This window comes from Psychromonas sp. MME2 (assembly GCF_040566515.1).
Lineage (GTDB): Bacteria > Pseudomonadota > Gammaproteobacteria > Enterobacterales > Psychromonadaceae > Psychromonas.
On record NZ_JBEWXI010000012.1, the window covers coordinates 292,604 to 314,827 of the forward strand.

The following is a 22,224-nucleotide window of genomic DNA, read 5'->3' on the forward strand; positions in this document are numbered from 1 at the left end:
AATCTTTACCACTTAAATATGGCTCTCATTTTGATCACTTTCACTGCGATTAATTAAAAATTGTGTAAGTAAAGGAACCGGGCGACCTGTTGAGCCTTTATTGGCTCCCGATTTCCACGCCGTACCGGCGATATCTAAATGTGCCCAATTGTAATTTTTAGTAAAGCGCGATAAGAAACAAGCGGCTGTAATCGAACCTGCTGGGCGACCACCAATATTAGCCATATCGGCAAAGGGACTATCTAACTGTTTTTGAAATTCATCATCCATCGGTAGTTGCCATGCTTTATCACTGGCCTGGTTTGATGCATTTAATAATTCATTGGCCAACCCTTTGTGCGGTGTCATTAATGCACTGATATTATGCCCGAGTGCGATAATACAAGCACCGGTCAGTGTTGCAACATCGATAACGCATTCAGGTTGAAAACGTTCTACGTAGGTTAAAACATCACATAATACTAAGCGACCTTCAGCATCAGTGTTAAGCACTTCTACGGTTTGCCCAGACATCGTTGTCAGTATATCACCTGGGCGATAAGCATTACCGCTTGGCATATTTTCAGCGCCCGCTAAGATACCGATGACATTGATAGGTAAGTCCAACGCCGCTAGAGCTTGCATTGCACCAAAGACACTAGCTGCGCCTCCCATATCGTATTTCATCTCATCCATCGCTTCACCGGGTTTGAGTGATATACCGCCAGAGTCGAAGGTTAATCCTTTACCGATTAAGATAATGGGTTTTTGCTCTTCTTTACCACCCTTATAGTGAATTAATGACATGTAAGCTGGATTTTTTGACCCCTGTGCAACAGCTAAATAACTGTTCATTTGCAACGCTTGCATCTGCGCGGTATCAATAATCTCACATTCAATCTTTTGAAAACGTTCGGCAAGACCTTTTGCTTGTTCTGATAGGTAAAGTGGCGTGCAAATATTTGGCGGCATATTGGCAAGATCTTTACACACTTTACTGCCTTGGGCGACAGCTAACGCATGCTGTAATGCCTGCTCGGCACGTGTTAGATTTTTACGGCTAGGCACATTAAAAGTTAATTTGCGCAATGGTCTACGAGTGTTCTCTTTGTTGGTTTTGAATTGGTCAAAACTGTATAGAGAATCTTTTGCAGCTTCTACGGCTTGTCGCACTGCCCAATAACTATCACGCCCTTTGATATGTAATTCAGAAAGGAAACAAATGGCTTCTAAAGAGCCCGTATCATTTAGTGTGGCAATGGTTTTAGTAATGATTTGTTTGTATTGCGTTTCAGTTAGCTCGCGCTCTTTACCACAACCGACCAATAGAACACGTTCACTTAATACATTGGGTACATGATGTAGAAATAATACTTGACCCACTTTACCTTCAATATCACCTCTGCGTAATAGGGTACTTAGGTAGCCCTCACTCATTTCATCCAATAGCTCGCCAGCATGGGATAAGCGACGTGGTTCAAAAACTCCGACAACAATACATGCACTGCGTTGTTTTTCAGGATTGCCACTTTTTACAAAAAATTCCATATCTATCCTTAATGCTGTGATTATGTTGATATTAACTGTGCTATTTTTTTTAAAATGCAGTTATTATAGAAGTGAGTGGAGTGTTACAATTCTTGTAACTATTATCAAATCAGTAATTTTACCGTATTTGTTTGCTTAATCCACTAAAAATAGCATCTTTACTATTTTTCACAGAACCTTAGACATATTAAACAGGAGAGCAGGGTGATACTTCTTCGTTACTTAATGCTGGAAATATTTAAAAGCCAGGTGGGTATCCTGTTCGTTTTATTACTTATTTTTGTGAGTCAAAAATTTATTGCTATTTTAGCGAAGGCTATTAATGGCGTGATCCCTACTGATTTAGTGATGACGCTGTTATATCTGAATTTACCGTCGTTGGCGATATTAATGCTGCCAATCAGTTTTTATCTTGCCCTTTTATTTACCCTAGGACGATTACATAGCGAAAGTGAAATGGTTGCAATGACCTCCTGTGGTTTTAGCCCTAATCGCACATTGAAATCAGCCCTGTTGTTATCTCTATTTACATTTGTTTTTGCTATTTATAACACCTTTTATCTAGCCCCCTCTGCGGAGGATAAAATGGTGGCTGTTATTGAAAATGCTGAATCTGATGCGGGTACTGCCACTTTAATTGAAGGTCGTTTTCATAAAACTTCCGTCGATGGAGGTGTGGTCTACGTTGAGAAATATAAAAAGGGACAACAATTAGACAAAGTTTTTGCCGCACATTGGCCAGAAAATAAAGAACCTTCCGTAATCACCTCGCTATCGGGTACTGTCGAGGAAAGAAAGGATGGTATTTGGGTCTCTTTGTTTGATGGCGATAGGTATGCGGGGTATGTGGGGCATAATGAGTTTGATGTGAGTAATTTTGACCGTTTTGAAGTGCATATTGCTAGTCGTGAAGTTGAAACGAAAACGCGTGGTGTTTCGGCATTATCCACAATGCAATTAATGGGCATCGATGATCCTGAATATCAGGCTGAATTGCAGTGGCGAATTGCCATTCCATTATCTATTTTGCTACTTACTTTTATGGCTGTGCCGTTGGCGAAAGTGAATCCACGAGAAGGGCGCTACGCAAAATTATTACCCGCTTTAGCACTCTATTTATCCTATTTCTTATTGCTCAGTACTGCCAAGAGCCTCATTGAAGAGGCCGCTATTCCGGTGTATAGCATCTGGTTTGTGCAAATTATATTTTTATCGGTTGGTGTTATTTTACATCTGCAAAGTTTAGGCAAGATTTCTTTTTTTGGTTTTCGCAAATAAACCTAACAGTAGGTTAACGGAATTGTAGTATGGGTATTTTAGATCGCTATGTTGGCAAAATAATTTTTTCTGCGACCATGTTAAGTTTATTTGTCTTACTGGGCTTAAGCAGTATTATTAAGTTTGTTGAGCAAATGAAAGGTGTCGGTAAGGGCACTTATGGAGTATGGGATGCAGCTTATTTTGTTGTCTTAAAGATCCCCGCTGAGTTGGTTATTTTCTTTCCTATGGCGGCTTTAATCGGGGCTCTTATTGGTTTAGGAACGCTTGCGAGTAGCAGTGAACTGGTGGTTATGCAGGCTGCTGGTTTATCGAAATTACGCATTGCTAGCTCAGTGTTAAAAACAGCTATTCCTATGGTTATTGCGGTTATGTTGGTCGGAGAATTTGTTGCTCCAGCCGCAGATAAAGAAGCCTATTCAGCGCGAGCAATTGCCAAACATGGTGAAGAGAGTGTCACTAATACCTATGGTGTTTGGGTTAAAGATGCAAATTCATTTATTAGCATTGGTCGCATGAACTCCAATGCGCAACTATTTTCGATACAGATCTATTTTTTCGATGAACAGATGAAGCTGATTGAGGCGAAACTTGCCCAAAATGGGGTTTATCAAGATGGCCAATGGCTTTTAAAAAATGTCAGTAGCACAGCTTTTTTTCAGGATAAAACCGCGACAACACATTATGATGAATCTGTTTGGAATACCGAATTAACACCGAAAAAATTACAAGTGGTATTAAGCGATCCAGATATCATGCCGATGCGTGATATTTATAACTATATTAAGTACTTAGAAACAAACGAACAAGAAGCAAGTGGGTTTTGGCTTATTCTGTGGCGAAAAGCGGTACTGCCCTTTACGATATTGGTGATGATGTTGTTATCCGTCTCCTTTATTTTTGGTGGATTGCGCAGTGTTACGATGGGGACACGATTGATATTTGCCATTGTTAGTGGATTTACTTTCCATATTATGGGGGAGCTTTTTGGCCCCTTTAGTCTAGTTTTTTCACTGCCCCCACTGTTAGGAGCCTTGTTGCCAAGTCTCATCGTGTTAGCTATCGCTATGTACCTACTACAAAGGCAAACATGATGAGTTTGTACTGGTCAGTCGAGTAAGTCCCTCAATCTTGTTGAATACTATTTTCAGCATTTGCTTGGAAAGCAAATCGACTGTTTTATTGAGCGCTGTTTATAAACATAAATTTTACAACCATTTTTGCATATAAATGAACTAACATTCATTGATATTCGAAAGCAAAATATACAAGGGGAATTTATTTTGCAACTTTCTATTGTTATACCGGTACACAATGAGCAGGAAAACATTCGTTCATTAGTCAATGAGATAAAATCTCATTTAGAGGACAAAATTGAGTATGAACTCATTTATGTTGACGATGGAAGTAATGATAATACCTTTAGTGAACTGACGGCTTTGCAAACTGAAGGCTATGCGCAATTAAGGGTGCTCCGTCATAATGGCTGTTTTGGACAAAGTGCCTCTGTCTTAACGGGTATTCGTAATGCGCGTGCAGATTGGATTGTTACACTTGATGGTGATGGGCAAAATGACCCGGTGGATATATTACCGATCTATCAAGCTCTGTTAGATGCCAACAAGCACGATCCGCGTTATCAATGTGCGGCTGGCTATCGTAAAAAGCGCAATGATTCCACATCGAAACGTTGGTCATCATTGATTGCGAATAATATACGAGCTCGTTTACTACACGATGATACGCCTGATACTGGGTGTGGATTAAAAGCGATGCAACGCAGCGCATTTCTTGCATTGCCATTTTTTGACCATGTACACCGATTTATACCTGCGTTAATTAAACGTAATGGTGGAGAGGTGATCATTGTTGAAGTTAATCATCGCCACCGCACAGCGGGTACCTCCAAGTATGGTATAGCAAACCGCCTATGGGTTGGTATTGTTGACCTAATTGGTGTGAAATGGCTTTGTGCTCGTAAAAAAAATCCCGTTTGTTACGCCGAAAATACGGAGAAACAAGAATGAGCAATAGCCTATGGGTGATTGTCGGTCTGATAGGGCAGGGGATATTTTCAGCCCGTTTTTTAGTGCAATGGCTGGCGAGTGAAAAACTGAAAAAAAGTGTTATTCCAATGGCTTTTTGGTATCTAAGTATTGCTGGTAGTGCGGTGTTGTTAAGTTATGCAATTTATCGTCAAGACCCGGTCTTTATTCTTGGGCAATCAATTGGTTTTTTTATCTATTTTAGAAATATATGGTTAATTCGACAATCATCATTAAACAAGGAAGATGATAAATGATCGCCACCTATCGCTCTTTTACCGATAAAAATGGATCCTATCGCGAGTTATTATGGTTACTTTTTGCAAGTTTTGTAATCATTGCCATTGGTATTGGCCTACGCTCACCTTGGCCAGCGGATGAACCTAGATTTGCCTTGATTGCCTTAGAGATGGTTAACAGTGGCGAATGGTTGTTCCCACATCGAGGTGGTGAACTTTATCCAGATAAACCCCCTGTTTTCGTCTGGATGCAAGCCATTTTTTACCTTCTTACTGGCTCGATGCAGATTGCTTTTTTATTACCATCGCTGTTAGGTGCCTTAGTGTGTGTTGCGTTAATATACGATTTGGCACAACGTTTTTATGGGCAAAATAGTGGCCGTAATGCTGTTATTTTGTTGCTATGTACCATTCAGTTTATGGTGCAAGCAAAGCTTGCTCAAATTGATATGACCGTATGTATGTGGATAACGATTGGTAATTACGCCTTATTACGCCATTTTTTGCAGGGGCCTTGTTGGAAATTATACTATTTAGGTTGGTTTGCAATGGGGTTAGGTGTTATAACAAAAGGAGTCGGGTTCTTACCTATCTTATTATGCCTCCCTTATATTTGGTTGCTGATTAAGCAGGAGCAGTGTCGCTTTAATATAAAAAGCATTGTCCAGCATTCGGTGGGATTAATCGTCATGTTATTAGCGATTGCCTTATGGGTGGGCCCCATGTATTACGCCGTTGAAGTAAATCAAGATGCCAGTTACTTAGCCTATCGTGACAATATTATGTTACGACAAACCGCTGAAAGATATGTTAATTCTCTCGGCCATCAAAAACCTTTTTATTATTATATTGTCTCTGTTATTCCATTATTCTGGTTACCATTAAGCATATTATTGCCGTGGCTCGCTCCGCGTTGGTTTAAAGCGATAAAAAATGGTGATCGCCTTGTTTTTCTTACCGTGATTTGGGCGATTTTAGTGTTGCTCTTTTTTAGTAATAGTCCAGGTAAACGTGGTGTCTATATCTTACCCATTGTCCCAATGCTAGTTCTTATTGCAGCACCCTATTTAGATGAATTAACCGCCAATATTCGTATCAGAGCAATCGCTTGGGTAATGCCTTTAGCCATTGCAACCACACTCATTTCCAGCGCGTTAATTAGTTTCTTTTTTATGCCGCAACTCTTAGATAAATTACCGACGGAAGCCAATGCAACGCTGCTTTGTATTATTGCCTTAGGGGGGGCATTTTTGTTGCCAACCTTATATTGGCGTGTACGCAACCCGATTCGAGGTGCCGTTATTAGTTTGGCTTTAGGCTGGGGGATTTATTCTGTTTTTGGTTATTGGCTTATGGAGCCTACACGCTCTCCTAAAGATATGATGGCTGAGATAAATACCATCACCGGACCGCAAAGTGAACTTGCTATTATTAACTTTAAAGAGCAGTTGCTACTACATAGTGAGCGCGATGTCGTGCAGTTTGGTTTTCATACTCTCCGTGAAAAGCAGACTAAAGCTGCCGCGAAATGGTTAAGTGAAGGTCCTGAAAAACGCTGGGTTTTATCGCCAGCAGAGCACGTAGAAAAATGTTTTAATGAAGATAGCTGGATTGATGTTGATACTCGTCACCGACGTACTTGGGTCTTAGTGCAATATAGTGATCTGCTTGATAGAGAACAGTTAATAAACAATGGCTGTGATGATTTTACGCAGACAACGATCCCGCTTTACCATGCTAAACCCGTTTTTCTAACTCATTAATTGCAATAACCGCTGACCACTATCTGTTTCAGCGGTTATTTTAACTGATATTTATTACGTAATAATTATTTATCTTTCTGTTGTAAAAACGATAAACCTTTAAACCCTTTCCAGTTATTTAATTCTTTCGTTAATACAATAACTTCACATTCAGCCCATAGATCTTGGAAAGCATTTCTGTCCTTAAAGACGGAAAACAAGTTACCTAAGCCAAATGCAGAAGTAGACATGCGAATTAAAGATTGCGTAATAGTGATATTACTACCGTCACTATTTTGCACTCGTAAACGCCAAGCTTTCATACCAAGCGTTTGGCCTGGCAGTACTCCAAAAGTAAGCAAAAAAGATGATAATAACTGCAGCTAAATAAGAGGCGAATATCAAGCTATTAGATAGATAGCCTGCAACGTCAGGGTAAGCGCTGGTGTCGATTATTGATAATGCCTCTGCAATCACGACAACGACAAGGGCAATAACGGTTGCTAGCATGAGTAAGGCTATAACGGCTAACAGATTATAAATGTATGCACCTAAACGGCGAAGTAAATTAGCTCTTGGGCAGCTCTGATATTGTTCTTGTGAGGTAAGTATCGTTGTACTTTTTTGCTTCTTCGTGCTCATGATAGCTCCTTAAATGGGTGAATTTGAAGTGTAACAAAAGGCAAAACAGTTAGCATTGATTATTCGGTAGTGATAAGAGTTTACTCTCTTTTTTGACTGTGAATTAGCAGTGTAAAGAGTTAACTTGCTCTCTTTTTGAGCAGTTGATCCGTTAGTGTATGAAAAACCTTGTCAGAAGATTATCACTAGGTATAATCGGCGCACTTAGTAAATAATCTTTTCTATTTACTAACGTTTTATGCCCGAGTGGTGAAATTGGTAGACGCGACGGATTCAAAATCCGTTTTCGAGAGAAGTGCCGGTTAAGTCCGGCCTCGGGCACCATGTTTTTTTTTCTAGTCTAGTCAACTAGTTAGGAACATTAAACAGTCAATATGGTTTTGCTTTCCAGATACACGGTTACGTTTTTGGCGTAATTTGGCGTAAAAGGAAATAATATGGCAACTCTTCAAGTCCGTAAGGGCAAAAAAAGCATTACTTATCGTGTCGAATTCATGCGAGAAGGTAATCGAATTTCAAAATCATTTAAACTAAAAAAGATGCTCAAAAATTCATGGCATTATTGCTGGTGGATGATGATCTCGCTAATAGTTTAACAAATCATATTTTAACCACATTAACTTTCTCTGATGCAGTAAAAAAATTTTTAGCTCAAGATTTAGGGAAAGATTCGAGTAAACATCAACGTTTGAATTATTGGGTTTCTATCTTTGCTGATAAAACTGTCGGTAAAATTACGCGCCAGCAAATTAAAGATGAATTAAAGCTTCTATCGAATGATAAAGCACTTGCCACCTTAAATAGATATAAGGCAGCCATTGGCGCCTTGTATAGTTACCTATCCGATGAATTTGATATTGACTACAACCCTGTTAAAGGCATTAGGCAATATGCAGAAAATAATGGCCGAACTCGTTTTTTAACTGCAGAAGAGATATCTAGGCTGTTTATTACTGTAAAAGAATCTACATGGGGACAGTTGTATCTATTAGTATTAATGGCGCTAACAACAGGGGCTAGGCGTACAGAAATGCTTACATTAAAATGGGATAATATTAATTTTAAAAGCAAAACAGCACACCTTCCTATAACTAAGAATGGTGATCAGCGTATTTTAACCTTAACCGCTGATGTCATTGCTGAGTTAATGAAGTATAGAAATATAAGTGGGTATGTTTTTCCACATCCACGGGAGCCTAAAAGATATTTCCGTAATTTTGATATTCACTGGCGAGTTGCATTATCTGATGCAAAAATTAGTGATTTTAGATTTCATGATTTACGTCATACATGCGCAAGTTTACTTGCCATGAATGGTGCGAGTTTACTTGAAATAGCTCAAGTACTAGGGCATAAATCGATAACAATGACGCAAAGGTATAGTCATCTTTGCGTATCGCATAAAGCAAAATTAACCGACAGGGTCTTTGGAGGAATTGTAAATGGATAATATGAAGGTGTTTAATATACCTGTTGCTACCAAAGAATATTTAAAAACCAAAAGTGGTAAAGATGGCATTATTGAAAAGCCGTTTAAAACGTTTACCGATAAAATGAAAGCTGAGTACGTAGAGCAAAGCCGAATTGAAATCGAAGCAATAAAGCCAGTACGAGAAGGTGCCCCGCACCTTTTTACTGTTGATAAGGAGATGTCCATTTTGAATTCAATTTACAAGGATTTGGAATTATTAGGAATCACTCCTGATTTATTTAAATTATATAATTACAAGGGCGTGGAGTTATCTCTTCGTTTTTATTTGGAGGCTCGTGGATCCATTGAAAACAACGCATTAATGGTTGCAATAGCTTATATTATTAATATTGTTTTTAAAAAAGCATGGCTTATATTTAACGGAGACTTTAAGCAATTATCAGGGCTTATTGATTATGCTTACTTTGGCGGCCTTACGACAGGCATAGCTGCTTATCAAAAAGAGATCTGTGCTGGTCAGTCTCGTATAGAAGATGCATGTGAGGCTAAAATTAAACTTAAAGAGGAACGCATAAAGAAAACGATAATTGAAGCGAAAAAATTAAAAGAAGAAAATCCTAAAATATCTAAAAATGCTATTGCTATGCAGATTGCTGCAGATATTGGTGTCAGTATGATCACTGTACGGGGATATCTAAAAAAAATTGCACTGTAAAGCTAAGCATTGATTGTAAGGTGTGGGCTGTGCGGCACCTATTATTTTTCATTGTGCAAACTCAAAATTAGTTAATAAAAGCCATTTAAAGAAATAAGTCTAACCGCTATTTAGATTTCTGATACCTGAGCACTAAAAAACTGTCGTTGATACAACTGCTTACCTGAAAATATTAGTGCCAGATGCGTTCGTGATTTAATAGATTGCAAATAGAACAAAGCTACCATTTTGGTAGCTTTAAATACTTCGCATAACGGGTGTTATGGTAAATTGTATTAGCTGCGATTTTTGAGCTTGCATGGTTTTGCTAATTCGTTTTCTACCGCATTTTTCGCTTCTTTAATTTCTTTAAAAAAGTCGTTCTGATACTGAACAAATTTCTGATATGTCTTTCCTGATATTAAATATACCGTACTTATTAGCACTACGAAATTTAGTAATATAAGTAGGTAATAATTTCTATCAACAACTATAAACAAAAGAGGGGCGCACAGGGTTATTGTAGCGCGTTTTGAAAAATGAGACGCATCACCACTTAAAATGAAAACCGCTAGATGATCTCATTCTTTGCGGTTTTTCTCGTTTTAAGTGGTGTAGTTTATCATTTTAATGCGCGTGATTACGATGCTATATTACAGTGAACTTTTAAAAAGAGGCTTCAGATTGCATCCTAACGAGTTTTCTGAGGTGATTGATGTCACAATATAGAAAAATTAATCAATGCTTAAATCATGCTTAATGTGCGTTTAAATTAAATTATCGCTATTTGCGCAAAAGGCAGTTCTGGCAACTTGGTTACTACTTTATTATCTTCCACCAATACCTGATCATCAACAGCCAGCGCTTCTATGGCTGTTACCCACAAAGATGATTGGCCCCATTGTACTTTCACGCGATTTAAGCCGTTATCAATAAGCAACACCTTTGCACGAAAACGAACGGTTTCGGTTAGCAGTGATTTAAACTGTTTGGTGATATTAACTGTAGCCATTATTTAGCTCCAATTTTACGGTTTGAGAAACGTCTGTGATTGATTGAATCGGTACGCTGTTGCTGAGACATAACCCTGTAATGGTTTTATCCGGGTAAATGACACGGATTATTTCCCCTGGTAATAGCAACCCAAACGATGAATCAGGCGGTAACAATGGAATATTCAAACCAAGAACCTCCTGCTCGCCGCTGTCTGCAATGATATTACGCGCTAGCTCTGCATTAACATTGTGATCTTGTGATAATGGACTTAGCACATCTTTAGCACGAACATCGCCAGCGGTTCCTGCTTTCACCACTTCGGTGATCACGCCATGGGTTTCACCACTGACTAACACGCTGTTGGCTTGTGGCGTAGTGTTATCATTGCTTGATTCTGTATCTACATAATCGGCATTAATAACATGATCACATTCTTCATTGGTTAACGCATGCCAATTCCATGGACTGGTTTTATAACGCGGTTGCACATGAATAATGTTCTGTAGCTTATCTGGTTGAAGTATTGCGCCGCATGCTTGTGCGACTTGCAATGCTAGTTCGATTGGTGATTTATTTAAGTAACTAAATGAATCAGTCTGCAGCGTCCATTCTGGCGTTAATGATCTGTTTAAAGTAAAGGCTTCAGTTGCAAACTTTTCTTCGACTAATTGCCATGCTCCGATTGGGTTATCAACTGTGCCGTTATGCAGCGCGGCAAACGGCTGACCTAACCATTGAGAATTAGTTACACATGTAAATGAATAAGCATCATTAGCAAAACTGCCTGCTCTACTAAATTCTCGCAATGTGAAGCGTAATTGATGACCATTTACATTGATCTCAAACTTGGCGCGATGAGTTAAAAATGACAGGTTATCTTTGCCTAACAATTGCCCATTGAAGCTCCATACAAATGAATCTATATCAAAGTCGAGGGTGGCATTTATAGGGTGAATAGCTGTTTTTTTGCCATCACTGGCCACATGAAAAATATCTATTTCATTCATAATAATTAACGCATCCAGTTCTATTCGTACAAATTCAAGATTGGCTAATTTAGACCATAACACTTTTATATCTAAATCAGCCAATGTCTCTGGCAATGGTAATGGGGGTTCAATGGGGTAAACTGGCCTTATACCAGTTGGGTCTATCGCATCCTCGTAGTAACTTAGCCACTCTCTTTTTATTGGCAAGCCACTTTCAAAACCTGAGTTCCACTCTCTATGGTATTTCTCAGCATCTAACCATAGAGATGATTCTTTCACAATCAGCTCTTGGTGGGTGCTTGTACAGTGATGATAATTGGTCGGCATTGAGTTTTGGTGCATCATTAAATTGAATTAATTTGGCACTGTCAATATCGCTCATCCTATTCTCTAGATGAACGATCTCATTGCTTGCTAGCTTTTCGCCATCAAAAAACCCAACCTCTTTGCTATCACTGAGTTTTGGTGAGTTGTAAGCCAAGTGAACGATGCCGTTAGCCAATTTTTCACCATCAAAAATACTAACTACGTTTGAGTTGTGCTGTTTTGGACTATCGCTAAATAGACTTTCATTCGCACAATCAACATTAGTTCCATTACTGGTTTTTGACTCAGTTATTAAACTAATTCCACGGTAAACATTAATATCAATGTTCGTTTCTGAGTTGGTTGATACACCATCAAGTGTTGCGTGTGACTCTCCAGTTACAAAAACAAACGTAGTTGAATCGGTGATAGGCGATGCAAGATAAGACTCGCCCATGCCCTCAATAATTGTTACAGGTGGCTTATCGCTATCGTCAATAGGGCTAATATCAAGATCCACATCAGCAGACCACACTTTTACAATATCTAAGTCTGCTTTATCCGACCAAACATTAGTCGGGGGGATCGGATTAACCCTGACAAACTCAAGCTCTGGTTCGCTATCCCACGCAAATTCAAGGTTTAAATCAGCCTCGCCTGACCATTGAGGCACATCAATGGGTTCACCACTGTTACCACCAATATCAAGCGTTGCTTCATCAGACCATGCTTTACTGAAAGATAGCTCGTTGCTCATAGCTCTGATACAGTCCAGTTTGTCATTTTGAATAAATCCCCTGCAAAAAACATCGTGCGACTAAGTTTTATGTCACCATTGCCATCTGCATCAGTAACGGATAATGTTGCGATAACTCCATCTGTATCACTCACTATTTCAGCTCTCGACACTTCCAAGCTAAGTAGCGCCATTTGCTCGGTGATAGGATTAAAAGTAATTACCCCATCCTCAACAGCGTAAGCGCAAGGTATAGCAAACGGCAAAGACACAATTACTTCACCGCCTATGCTAAGCATATTTAGCTTGCCGTTGGTTGAGTCTATTTCATCAACCAACGCTTGCGCCCTTTTGGTTTTCAAACTTAAACTCAAGTTCATAACTTGTAAACCTCTGGTGTCATGTAGCCTACGGTATCAGGGTGATGTTCTGGTGGTTCATTAGGTTCATGACCTGCTTGAGCCGTTATCATGTACTTTTTATCGTGGCGCAACTCAGTAAACTCAAAGTTACCAAACTTATCACTGTAAGTCTCAGCAACAATTTGACCGTATTGCGTAAAGCACATCACCTTTTTCGATACTGGTGTTCCTTGCAGTTTTACCGTTCCTTTGATTCTACCTGCTGGGTATTGTTCGCCATTAGGATCAATTAGCGTTAGCCTGTCGTGTGTCGGGAAGCTGGTTAACTCGCCACACTCAAGAATCTGAAAGCTAACCGTGGGGCTAGGGTAAGCCTCCTCTTTTGTTTGGTTGCTATTTGAGAAAACAGGCAAAGAGTCTGGTGTAAACCGTACTATAATATCGCCCAAATCCAAAGGAATCCCCATAACTACACCTCAACCGTTGAAATATCAAAAGCGCAAGTTTTTTCATATGAGTCACCACTTTGTGTGGAATTAACCGCTGAACACTGCTGCTCTATGTAAAGCAGTGAGTTATTTTTTTCTATGAATCCGCTGCTAATTCTCGCAATCACCTCTCTCAATATTGGCATTTCTCCTCTAATTGCACTGTCATGGTTATTAGTGTGACTAAGATAAGTAGACCCTGCTTTAGTTAGCACCATTTGATTTTCACCGCTAACGTAGAAGCCATTATCAACTACATTTGGCGATGACTGACTAAATTGTACATTAGCAGTAGAAGATGAAATAGATGGAACGTAAGCAACACAATCGCCAGACTGCTGGTGGTGATCCCTAGCTATTTGACAATAATTTGCGGCAGTCCCTTTGTAACCCCAAGAATTACCAGATAACTGAGTGGATTTAGCGTGTCCACAAAACATTACAAAATGAAAGCGATCTGCCACACGATAAGAGTCGATATAACCTGCCGTGTACCCACAATATCTGTATTGTTGATGAGCCATAGCTGGTAGGTAGTTAAATATCGAACCATTGCCAATCAATTGCCAAGCAAAACGATCAGCTCCATTCCCGTTTATATTTACCTCATTATCACCACCGCTTTGCCAATAATCTGCGTTTTCATTAGCTGTAAAGCATTTAGTCCATGTGTTGATATCAACTACATCAGTAACCATGATTACTCTTGCTGTGCGCCCATAACCTACTTTTACACCGCTATACTCGCTGTTATCAATATATAAGCTAACGTCACCCTGATCGCCTTTTGGTGCGTAAATAACCTGTTCACCATTGCCGCTTTCATGTGTGATTTCCCATCCTAGCGATGGGTATTTCATGCTTGAGCCAGTTGCGTCACCACTTGGCACTGTGTCTAACTCAAACCAAACGTTGTTTGTATCGATCAACATAATGCGGTGCTCACCGTTATAGTCTGCAACACTGGCGTTTAATATTTCAATGACGCTGTGCTTTTGGAACTTATGACCACTCGCAAAAGTTGCTTTAGCCCATCCTTTTGTTGCGTCAAACACTAACGAATCACAAACAGTCTCGCCAAACCCTGTTACCAAAACAGGTGTTAACGTATTTATCAACTGTTTTAGACCGTATGCTTCATGCGTTGGTGCGCCTTGCATTTTGTCGTTATAAAACTTAACTGGATATGTTTTCATTGTGTAATTTCCTTGATAATTTCTACTGCTGATTTTGGGATTGAACGAGCTAGGTGTTTTGATTTAACGAATAAATTCTTGTTGTCTACATCGCATACCACATCAACAACAGCATTGATGGAAAAACCAAACCCTGCTTTTTTTATTTGTGCTTTCATTAGGCAACCTCTTTATTGATATTGCCGCGTATTTGCAGAGCAAAAGTGTCTGTATCTATCGGGTTTTCTGACTCACCTTGTAAGATAGTGCGGATAACATTAAGCTGATAAACAGCGCCAATGGAATTAAATCGCAATACATTATTGGTCGCCCAGCCCGTTCCCCAGCCTAATTTATTGAGCGTAAAGTACGGTTTGCCGGAAATTGGATTAATAGGCGCAAAGTTGGTATTAACATCCCCCACGGCAATTTGTCCTATATGTTCACCAATCAATTTAAAGTTTGTGCTGGATGTGAAAACAATGGCCATGCGCTCAGTGATTGCACCGTCATTAGTCATAATTAACGGGTAAATAGTGTCGTTATATTCAGCGGCAGGTTCACCACCTATGAGTTCATCACTAAATTCTCCAGTCCACGTTGATTGATCAAACAGATTTGTGTATCTCGCAAACAAATCACCGGCAATCAACACACTGGAAACCATCGCTTTATCGGCATCGTAGGCATGAGTTAATGGCCGCGATGTTTTTAAGCGACCGGAAATATCAACATCCGTCACTAAGAACATATCTTCAAATCGGTAAGTAATAGTAACCGCACCTTCCGTTGTAAATGTTACTGTTCCGGCATCTAAATCGGCAGTGTAATCGGCACCGGTTACGGTTAATTCTGTTAGTCGGACGTGTGGCAAATTAACAACTTCATTAACGGCAACGGTTTTTGTAATTGTTTCATCCTGGTGAATGACGCACACATCGCCCTTACTGAAAATAACTACACGGCCATCGCTCGGCAAACGAATTGGATCGAGTCCTAATTGGTCGGCATCAAGAGGCAAATAGTTGTACGATACACAATTGTATTTGATGGAACTGCTATCAAGCTGCATCGAGTTAACGATTTCAACCACACCTAACTGATAATTTATTTTGCCGCTAAATCCGTTACCTAAAATATTACCATCGGCATCAACGGTACAGTTAATAGGTGTACCATCAGCGGCAATCGCGTTTATTTGTAATGAAAGAGAGGCAACGGGATTTCCTGCTGTCACAAAAGCGAGATCTTGTGTTTTATCTGGTAACGCCGCTTTTAGTAAACCAGCAACCAAGGCAACGTCTGTGCTGCCTGAGTCCCAGTACGTTAATTCACATTCACCGCTAACAAGGTTAATTGTTCCTGCTTGAGTTCCCCCCGCGTACAATGTATTACCAATCGTTGTATATGTAAGCCCAGCCAAGATAAATTCAAGCGAGGATGCCATCACATTAAAGCCACCTGTTTGGATATTAACGTTAATTGACACAGGCGTTTCAATATGAGTACCTACTTCAGAGCCTATATTAATATTGGTATACGCAATATTAATATGGTGTGGTAATGCAATAATTTCGCCCATTACGGTAACAGTCGTTAATTTGGTGCGTTTATAGGTGTCTTGACCATAAAAACTTAAACGGTTTTTGGTCCATTCAATCGCAATCGCTTCAACGTTAAAACCGGTATTAATCACACATTCACGGGTTTGGTAATCAATAGTACCAACCGCATTACCGTTGTAAGTTAGATTGCCGCTACCATCATCAATAATATGAACTTGAATAAATTCATCTTGAAAATTTTCTCGTCCATCGGTAACAAGATAGCCTGCTGGTGAAACGGGGTAATTTATCTCAACAGAGTTAGGGCTAATGTCTGTGCTGCCATCTAATGTAAAAGTTAATTTATTGTTTGATGGATTCAACGGCAAGTTATAGCTGTTATTATTCGCCTTATTTGTCCAATCAAATTGATAAGCGGTTCCAACCTGGTGGCAAGGCATTGGGTATTAATGAAACTTTTCTCCCTGAACGACGCCCGCTGCATCGCCGCTAATAATGTTATTGCTCACGGTTGCCATTTTATCATCCCACGTAATTGTTAACGTGTCGGCTTGCGGATAGCTTGGCAGATTAACGTTAAATCCTGCATCAGCGGCAATATCAGTGATTAGTCTTGTTGTAATACTGGTATTGGCCCACTGGTATAAGATAGGGCTATCTACATCAGGCAATGCGCCAAGTGTGATTGCAATATTACCGAATTCATCGAGCTGTCCAGTCCCATAGCTTTCGTCAAAACCTTCCAAGACTCCGTCCCCGCGGTCGCGTAATTCATACCATTTCCCCTGTACCATGTATGATACTATTACAGTACCTAGGGATGGTGTAGGAACAAGAGTTTGCGTGTAAACATAGCCTTGATTCTCTTTGGTAACTTGTAATAGCTGCGATTCGAGAGAAACAGGTGCTAAAACGCTGCGCGTCCCTGCCGAATTGCTTTTAATGGTGATCTCCATCGTATCAACAATGGGTTTGTTTACATGCGCGGTTTCAATTAACGCGCTCGGTACAAGTTGATTATAAACACTCGGCACCGTGACTTCGTTAGCTGCAAATTGGGCATCTTCGCGTAGCGGTTTTACGCTGTAGTATTTTGCTGCATCGGCAACCATCGTTTCATAACACGCGCTATTACTGCTAATGGGATCATACGGACTGGGTTCAACACCTTTGAATGTATAACGTAGCGGTTCGGATATTTCACAAGTCACAACGCGGCGGGTGAAATCTGGCACACCGGGATAGGAAAAGCTTTGAAGCGCTGATTGCACATTCACTATTTTAACGAATTGTTCATTACCTGTTTGTTTGTCGGTTGCCACTAACACTTCACCGCTAACAGGTAATTTGATGCCGATGCGCTGAATGAGACGGATAGAGCGAGAGCCTTTTAATTGATCGTACATCAATTCCCCTTGCCATTTTACGCCGCGCGCAAGATAGCTTTCGATAACGTTGCGGGACTCGTCACGCATAACGTAAGGTGAATTTTGGCTCATTAACGTGATAGAAACATTGGGATCGTCTGGTTGCTTTAATACGCCAACAGTCGCACCAAAATAAGTCTCAGCCAAGGCACTTTTAACCGCAGCATGAACGCTACGAATATTGACTACGCCGTAGGCTCTATCGAGGTCGGATACATCAGGAAAGATACTATTATGCTCGCCTGAAATTATCTCATTGCCCGTCATTTCACCGCCGCCATCACTTTCATCGGTCATGACTTTGGAGGCAAATAGTTTTATATCTGATTTGTATATTGGCATTTAATCTAGAACCTCAATTAGTTTAATAAGTGGGAGCAGGTAGATATCGTCGTCAGTAGGTTCGTCGGTGTGTTCAACTAAAGGGGTAGCAACAAAATGCTCTGCATCTGCATAATCCCAACGCACGTTGTAAATCGTGCCGTGATAGCTGAGTTGCATCATTGTTGGGGTAAGGCGCAATGCACTGAGTAGCTTTATTTTTGAATATGGGGCCCAGGCGTTGCCACTGGTCAAAACAATCGGGCGTCCATCTTTCATACGCCCACGGTTTAGCACCAGTCGGCCCGTAATAGAGGGCTTGCCTTCTTGTTTAATGGGGCAGTAATTCAAATCAGCTTGCCATCGCAAACCATCTGGTAGTTCAATGCCATCTAATGAAATCATGCAATACTAAATCCTATATTGGTGTGGAATTAGTATTGCAAAAATGGAGGGGCGAGGGGGATTGAGGCGCTTCGTGATGATGCGTAAAATGATTATATAGTTGTTAATTTACTTTGTTGTAACAAGCGTAATAAATCATCTTTACCCGCCTCATTGGTTTGAATATTCGCTGACTGAGAGCCAAGCTCTAACTTTACTACCACAGTTTGCTGTGACGCTGAAACAGGTGATGAAATATTGGCGTTTTGTGCTTGAGTTTGATTTTTATTTTCAGTTTTAATTGCCGTTAGCTTTTGTTTGTATAGCTGTTCTGTTAAACGAATTGCTTCTTTTAAAGAATTAATCGATTGTGTATCTTGATATAGCTTTGCATCACGTAACTGGTTATTTAATGAAGCTAATTTAGTTTCATACTTACGCTTTTCGATAGCTGCTTCATTACCAGCAATCCGATCAACTTCATCCTGAACACTATTTAATGCAGACTCAGCACTGGCTTTTAGTGATTCTAGTTTTTGACGCGCGCTATCTAACTGGCTATGAAGCGCAGAAAGCTGACTTGAATCTAAACGGTTTAAGCTACCAATTGCATGCTCAGTATTATTAATCATTGCCAGTGTTGGGTTTTCAGTCGCCCCAACGCTTGCTCTAATTCACGTAGTGTTTTTGTTTGGCGTGCAATTTTCAGAGATTGCTGGTCAAGCACAATCTGATCGCGAGCCATATCACTAAACCACTCACTGTGAACTTGACGATTCTGGTAAATACGTCCCTCAAGCTCTTCTATTTTATCCGCTAACCCGCCAATACTCAGCTGTGTTAAGTCGGCTTGGTCAGCGACCGCCATGAATGCGCCAGCCATTGAAACGCTTGCATCAACTGTGCGGTTGGTAACATTAACAATAATGTCACCACCTTCTTTTACCGCTTCACTGGTATCCTTTGTCGCATTACGCTCTTCAACGGCAGCATCAACAATACTTTTGCTGGCTGCAGCTCGGTTTATATATTTGTCCCTGTTTTTATCGAGCTGCTTGCCTTGTTCGTTTAGTGCTTTATTTTGCTTATCAATTTCAAGCGTGACGCCTAAAATAGCGGCTTGTTGCACTACTGATTGGTCAACGCTTCTGCCTTGCGCTGTTGCAGCTTCTATTTCAGCTTCCGCCCAGGCTAACACCGCTAACTTATGATCGTTCGTATTAGCAGAATGGATTTTAATCTGTTCGTAAGCTTGTTTATGACGCTCCGCGGTCAGGGCTAATTTTTCAGCGGAGGTGATACCCAGTAAGTCATAAGCGCAGGTTAAATCCTGCGCTTTTACTTTGGTTTCTAATAAACCAAGGGCTAACTCATCGGCTGACAACTTGGCAGATTTTGCGTAATTCTCCCATGAGGTGCTTAATTCGTTTAAATCGGCCTGTGTTGAAACCTTATTTAAAGCCGCATTAAAGGCAGTTTTAATAACAGCAGAAGAAGCATTTGCGTTACTAACAATCGCATCAAAGGTATTGACAATATCAACGCCCATATCGGTAAATTCACCATTTACCACCTGAGCATCGACAGCGACTTTCTTCAGTGCAGAAGACAAACTAATTGTTAATGTATCGCTTAGTTCGTCCGCACTTAAATGGCCTTGCTCAAAGGCTTTATGTGCTGATTGCTGAAAAGCAAGTAACTGCGTACCCGTTAGATCCTTTAATTTATCAATTAATTGGCTTTGTAACTTATTACCTAACTGGTCACTACGACTGTTTATCTCATCTAGCGTGCCAGTTAATGTTGCTACTTGCTCAATGGATGCAGGGTTAAACTGAATAAAAAATTGTTCCGCCCATTCGCCTAATTTGTTCGATGATGCGGCGGTTTCTATTGCGCTAACTTGATTGGTGATAGCAGTGCTAATCGCATCAATCTGCGCAAGCATTGGGCTAGCATCAAGGATTGCTTGTTTTTCTTCTTGGCGTGCTTTTCTAATCGCGTCTGCTTTCGCTTTGGCTGCGTTCGCTACATTGACGTAAGCATTTGCAGTGTTATCCCACGCAATCACCCCCTGCTCAATCAACTGGTCAAGCTGATCGATATCTTTGATGGTGATGCCAACTTGTTCACTGAATTCTGCGAATTTGGCTTTTACTTCTTTATTTGATTCAACTAAACGAGCTTGTGACTCTTTAGCCGCATTGATGGATTTGTCATAATCAATGAGGTATTTAGTCACTTCGGTGATTGCAAAGTGTCCTGCCGCAATCGCAAGGCCGATACCACCAATTGAAAGGGTAAATGCTTTAGCACTACTCGCAGTTGCCAGTAATCCTGCACTGTATCCAGCTAATGCAGTCGTCGCGGTTGCTGCGCTACTAACGAACCCACCGAACATAGAGGCTAATTTGATGCCTAACACCACTTTTGCAAGCGTGGCTAATTCCTCACGCCACTCATAAACAGTCACTAGCCCATTTTTCAGGGTTTTTAATGTGCCTACAATCGCATCGCTTATCTCTTTGGCATAGGTTTGCAATGAACCATCGGCGGCCATCTCATCAATCGCAGTGCTAATGCCAGACAGCTCCGCTTTGAAGGTATCAAGCAGACCCGCTTTAGCGATGGTATTTTTAACTTTATCAATGTTGTCATACAAGTTAGAGACAATGCCGTCCCAGGTGGTCATCATCGCTTTAGCACTACCAGCCGATGATTTTGCCATCTCATCAATCAGCAGTTTCATCTCTTTACGGCCGATTTGACCTTTTTCGCTCATTTTTTGAAGTTCAGCGGTGGTTTTTCCTAGCGCCGTTTCAAGTAATGACCAAACAGGGATGCCGCGCTCAACGAGCTGGTTAACTTCTTCAGCTTGTAGCTTTTGTTTGCTCCATGCTTGGCCAACGGCTAATACAACACCTTCAAGCTCTTCTTGACCTCCGCCTAATTTTGAGACTGAATCGGTTAATGCCTGGAGCGTGCCATCCATCGGATCGAGTCCGTAGGCTTTGGCTTTAATGAATGCTTTAGTCACACCATCTAATTGCAGTGGCGTATTTTTAGCAAAGTCTTTCACCCACTCGGTTGCTTTATCACCCGCTTCAATACTGCCCATGATGCCACGCATCTGTGTATCTAATTTTTCAAACTTACCACCCGTTGCTAATAGGTCTTTAATGCTACCAGTAACGGTATTAATACCCACATAGGCAGCACCTGCAGCAACCAACCCTGTGGTAATTTTATTGAGTTGACCGTTAAAGCCTTTACCACCCGTGGTCACTTCTTTGAAACTTTGGTTAGTTTTCTTATTTTTAGTGGTAAGTTTTTCTGTTGAAGTGGCTGTTTTATCAAGCGTGCGTTTTTGATGTTCAAGCTCATTGCTTAACATCTCTGCCCACTGGTCAGTAGCGCGCAACTGGATAGCTAACTGCTTTTGGGCGTTATTAAGCTGATTGGTCTTAATACCAGATTGCTCAAGCTGTCCGCGCATCGCTTGTAATGATTGGGTTTGCTGCTGTTCTGCGGTTTTAAGTGCAGTGAGTTTTTTCTTGGCATCGTTAAATGATTTGCTAAGCGCTTTAGTGGGTTTATCAGTTTCGCCCATTTCACGGCCTAATGCCGTGGCTTTCGCTTTTGCCTGTTCAAGCCTAGCGGTGGTTTCACCCAGCTCTTTTTTAAGCGAACGAAAAGAGGCGATTGCCCCTTTTTGTTGCTCAAGTTCATTTATCCTCGCCCCTAACTGCTTCGCCTCACCGTGGGTGTGCTGTGCCTCTTCACCTAGCTCATCAATCAAACCAGAGAGTTTTTTAAGGCTTTCACTGCCAGTGGTGCGCGTATCAATATTAAGGGATAAGGATAAATTACTCATGA

22 protein-coding genes and 1 tRNA gene are annotated in these 22,224 nt (G+C 40.6%); 8 read left to right on the top strand and 15 right to left on the bottom strand.

What is annotated here, in order from left to right:
• Positions 1-12: 12 nt before the first annotated feature.
• Complete coding sequence (gene pepA / locus AB1A03_RS11705; protein ID WP_354624817.1) at positions 13-1,527, bottom strand: leucyl aminopeptidase; 1,515 nt, start codon at positions 1,525-1,527, stop codon at positions 13-15.
• A gap of 204 nt (positions 1,528-1,731) precedes the next feature.
• On the opposite strand from pepA, the gene lptF reads away from it, so the two are divergent.
• The 5 genes from lptF to AB1A03_RS11730 all read left to right on the top strand — a co-directional run bounded on the left by lptF (position 1,732) and on the right by AB1A03_RS11730 (position 6,852).
• Complete coding sequence (gene lptF / locus AB1A03_RS11710) at positions 1,732-2,805, top strand: LPS export ABC transporter permease LptF (protein ID WP_354624818.1); 1,074 nt, start codon at positions 1,732-1,734, stop codon at positions 2,803-2,805.
• Positions 2,806-2,834: 29 nt separating this feature from the next.
• A complete protein-coding gene (gene lptG / locus AB1A03_RS11715; RefSeq protein WP_354624819.1) occupies positions 2,835-3,899 on the top strand; it encodes an LPS export ABC transporter permease LptG in 1,065 nt (354 codons plus the stop codon).
• A 189-nt stretch (positions 3,900-4,088) separates the two neighbouring features.
• On the top strand, positions 4,089-4,832 hold the full coding sequence (locus AB1A03_RS11720) for a glycosyltransferase family 2 protein (RefSeq protein ID WP_354624820.1): 744 nt from the start codon (positions 4,089-4,091) through the stop codon (positions 4,830-4,832).
• Positions 4,829-5,107 carry a lipid-A-disaccharide synthase N-terminal domain-containing protein gene (locus AB1A03_RS11725; protein ID WP_354624821.1) on the top strand — a complete coding sequence of 93 codons (279 nt, stop codon included), beginning with the start codon at positions 4,829-4,831 and terminating at the stop codon, positions 5,105-5,107. Before AB1A03_RS11720 ends, AB1A03_RS11725 begins: the two co-directional genes overlap by 4 nt.
• Positions 5,104-6,852 (top strand): ArnT family glycosyltransferase, encoded by a 1,749-nt coding sequence (locus AB1A03_RS11730; RefSeq protein ID WP_354624822.1) that lies wholly within the window; start codon positions 5,104-5,106, stop codon positions 6,850-6,852. The genes AB1A03_RS11725 and AB1A03_RS11730 overlap by 4 nt, the downstream gene beginning before the upstream one ends.
• Before the next feature lie 65 nt (positions 6,853-6,917).
• On the opposite strand, the gene AB1A03_RS11735 is transcribed toward AB1A03_RS11730, so the two are convergent.
• Positions 6,918-7,133, bottom strand: a complete 216-nt coding sequence (locus AB1A03_RS11735; RefSeq protein WP_354624823.1) for an RDD family protein — start codon at positions 7,131-7,133, stop codon at positions 6,918-6,920.
• Entirely contained in the window at positions 7,123-7,473 is a 351-nt protein-coding gene (locus tag AB1A03_RS11740; RefSeq protein ID WP_354624824.1) for a hypothetical protein, read from the bottom strand. The genes AB1A03_RS11735 and AB1A03_RS11740 overlap by 11 nt, the downstream gene beginning before the upstream one ends.
• Positions 7,474-7,713: 240 nt before the next feature.
• Between AB1A03_RS11740 and AB1A03_RS11745 the strand changes: the two genes are divergently transcribed.
• From AB1A03_RS11745 to AB1A03_RS11755, 3 genes are all read left to right on the top strand, one after another.
• Positions 7,714-7,797, top strand: a tRNA-Leu gene (locus AB1A03_RS11745).
• Positions 7,798-8,026: 229 nt separating this feature from the next.
• On the top strand, positions 8,027-8,923 hold the full coding sequence (locus AB1A03_RS11750; protein WP_354624825.1) for a tyrosine-type recombinase/integrase: 897 nt from the start codon (positions 8,027-8,029) through the stop codon (positions 8,921-8,923).
• Positions 8,916-9,620: a hypothetical protein gene (locus tag AB1A03_RS11755; protein WP_354624826.1), complete on the top strand. Its 705-nt coding sequence runs from the start codon at positions 8,916-8,918 to the stop codon at positions 9,618-9,620. The genes AB1A03_RS11750 and AB1A03_RS11755 overlap by 8 nt, the downstream gene beginning before the upstream one ends.
• Before the next feature lie 751 nt (positions 9,621-10,371).
• On the opposite strand, the gene AB1A03_RS11760 is transcribed toward AB1A03_RS11755, so the two are convergent.
• From AB1A03_RS11760 to AB1A03_RS11815, 12 genes are all read right to left on the bottom strand, one after another.
• Entirely contained in the window at positions 10,372-10,611 is a 240-nt protein-coding gene (locus AB1A03_RS11760) for a hypothetical protein (protein WP_354624827.1), read from the bottom strand.
• Positions 10,598-11,863 carry a hypothetical protein gene (locus AB1A03_RS11765; RefSeq protein WP_354624828.1) on the bottom strand — a complete coding sequence of 422 codons (1,266 nt, stop codon included), beginning with the start codon at positions 11,861-11,863 and terminating at the stop codon, positions 10,598-10,600. The genes AB1A03_RS11760 and AB1A03_RS11765 overlap by 14 nt, the downstream gene beginning before the upstream one ends.
• Entirely contained in the window at positions 11,832-12,647 is an 816-nt protein-coding gene (locus AB1A03_RS11770) for a hypothetical protein (protein WP_354624829.1), read from the bottom strand. Before AB1A03_RS11770 ends, AB1A03_RS11765 begins: the two co-directional genes overlap by 32 nt.
• Positions 12,644-13,006, bottom strand: coding sequence for a hypothetical protein (locus tag AB1A03_RS11775; RefSeq protein ID WP_354624830.1), 363 nt, complete (start codon positions 13,004-13,006; stop codon positions 12,644-12,646). Before AB1A03_RS11775 ends, AB1A03_RS11770 begins: the two co-directional genes overlap by 4 nt.
• The gene (locus AB1A03_RS11780) at positions 13,003-13,455 is read right to left on the bottom strand and encodes a hypothetical protein (protein WP_354624831.1); all 453 of its coding nucleotides are present in this window, start codon (positions 13,453-13,455) and stop codon (positions 13,003-13,005) included. Before AB1A03_RS11780 ends, AB1A03_RS11775 begins: the two co-directional genes overlap by 4 nt.
• Before the next feature lie 2 nt (positions 13,456-13,457).
• Positions 13,458-14,672: a hypothetical protein gene (locus AB1A03_RS11785; protein WP_354624832.1), complete on the bottom strand. Its 1,215-nt coding sequence runs from the start codon at positions 14,670-14,672 to the stop codon at positions 13,458-13,460.
• A complete protein-coding gene (locus AB1A03_RS11790) occupies positions 14,669-14,830 on the bottom strand; it encodes a hypothetical protein (protein ID WP_354624833.1) in 162 nt (53 codons plus the stop codon). The genes AB1A03_RS11785 and AB1A03_RS11790 overlap by 4 nt, the downstream gene beginning before the upstream one ends.
• Positions 14,830-16,656, bottom strand: a complete 1,827-nt coding sequence (locus AB1A03_RS11795; RefSeq protein ID WP_354624834.1) for a hypothetical protein — start codon at positions 16,654-16,656, stop codon at positions 14,830-14,832. Before AB1A03_RS11795 ends, AB1A03_RS11790 begins: the two co-directional genes overlap by 1 nt.
• 6 nt (positions 16,657-16,662) lie before the next feature.
• On the bottom strand, positions 16,663-17,985 hold the full coding sequence (locus AB1A03_RS11800) for a hypothetical protein (RefSeq protein ID WP_354624835.1): 1,323 nt from the start codon (positions 17,983-17,985) through the stop codon (positions 16,663-16,665).
• On the bottom strand, positions 17,986-18,369 hold the full coding sequence (locus tag AB1A03_RS11805) for a hypothetical protein (RefSeq protein WP_354624836.1): 384 nt from the start codon (positions 18,367-18,369) through the stop codon (positions 17,986-17,988).
• A 92-nt stretch (positions 18,370-18,461) separates the two neighbouring features.
• The gene (locus tag AB1A03_RS11810; protein WP_354624837.1) at positions 18,462-18,980 is read right to left on the bottom strand and encodes a hypothetical protein; all 519 of its coding nucleotides are present in this window, start codon (positions 18,978-18,980) and stop codon (positions 18,462-18,464) included.
• Entirely contained in the window at positions 18,977-22,222 is a 3,246-nt protein-coding gene (locus AB1A03_RS11815; protein WP_354624838.1) for a tape measure protein, read from the bottom strand. The genes AB1A03_RS11810 and AB1A03_RS11815 overlap by 4 nt, the downstream gene beginning before the upstream one ends.
• Positions 22,223-22,224: the final 2 nt, after the last annotated feature.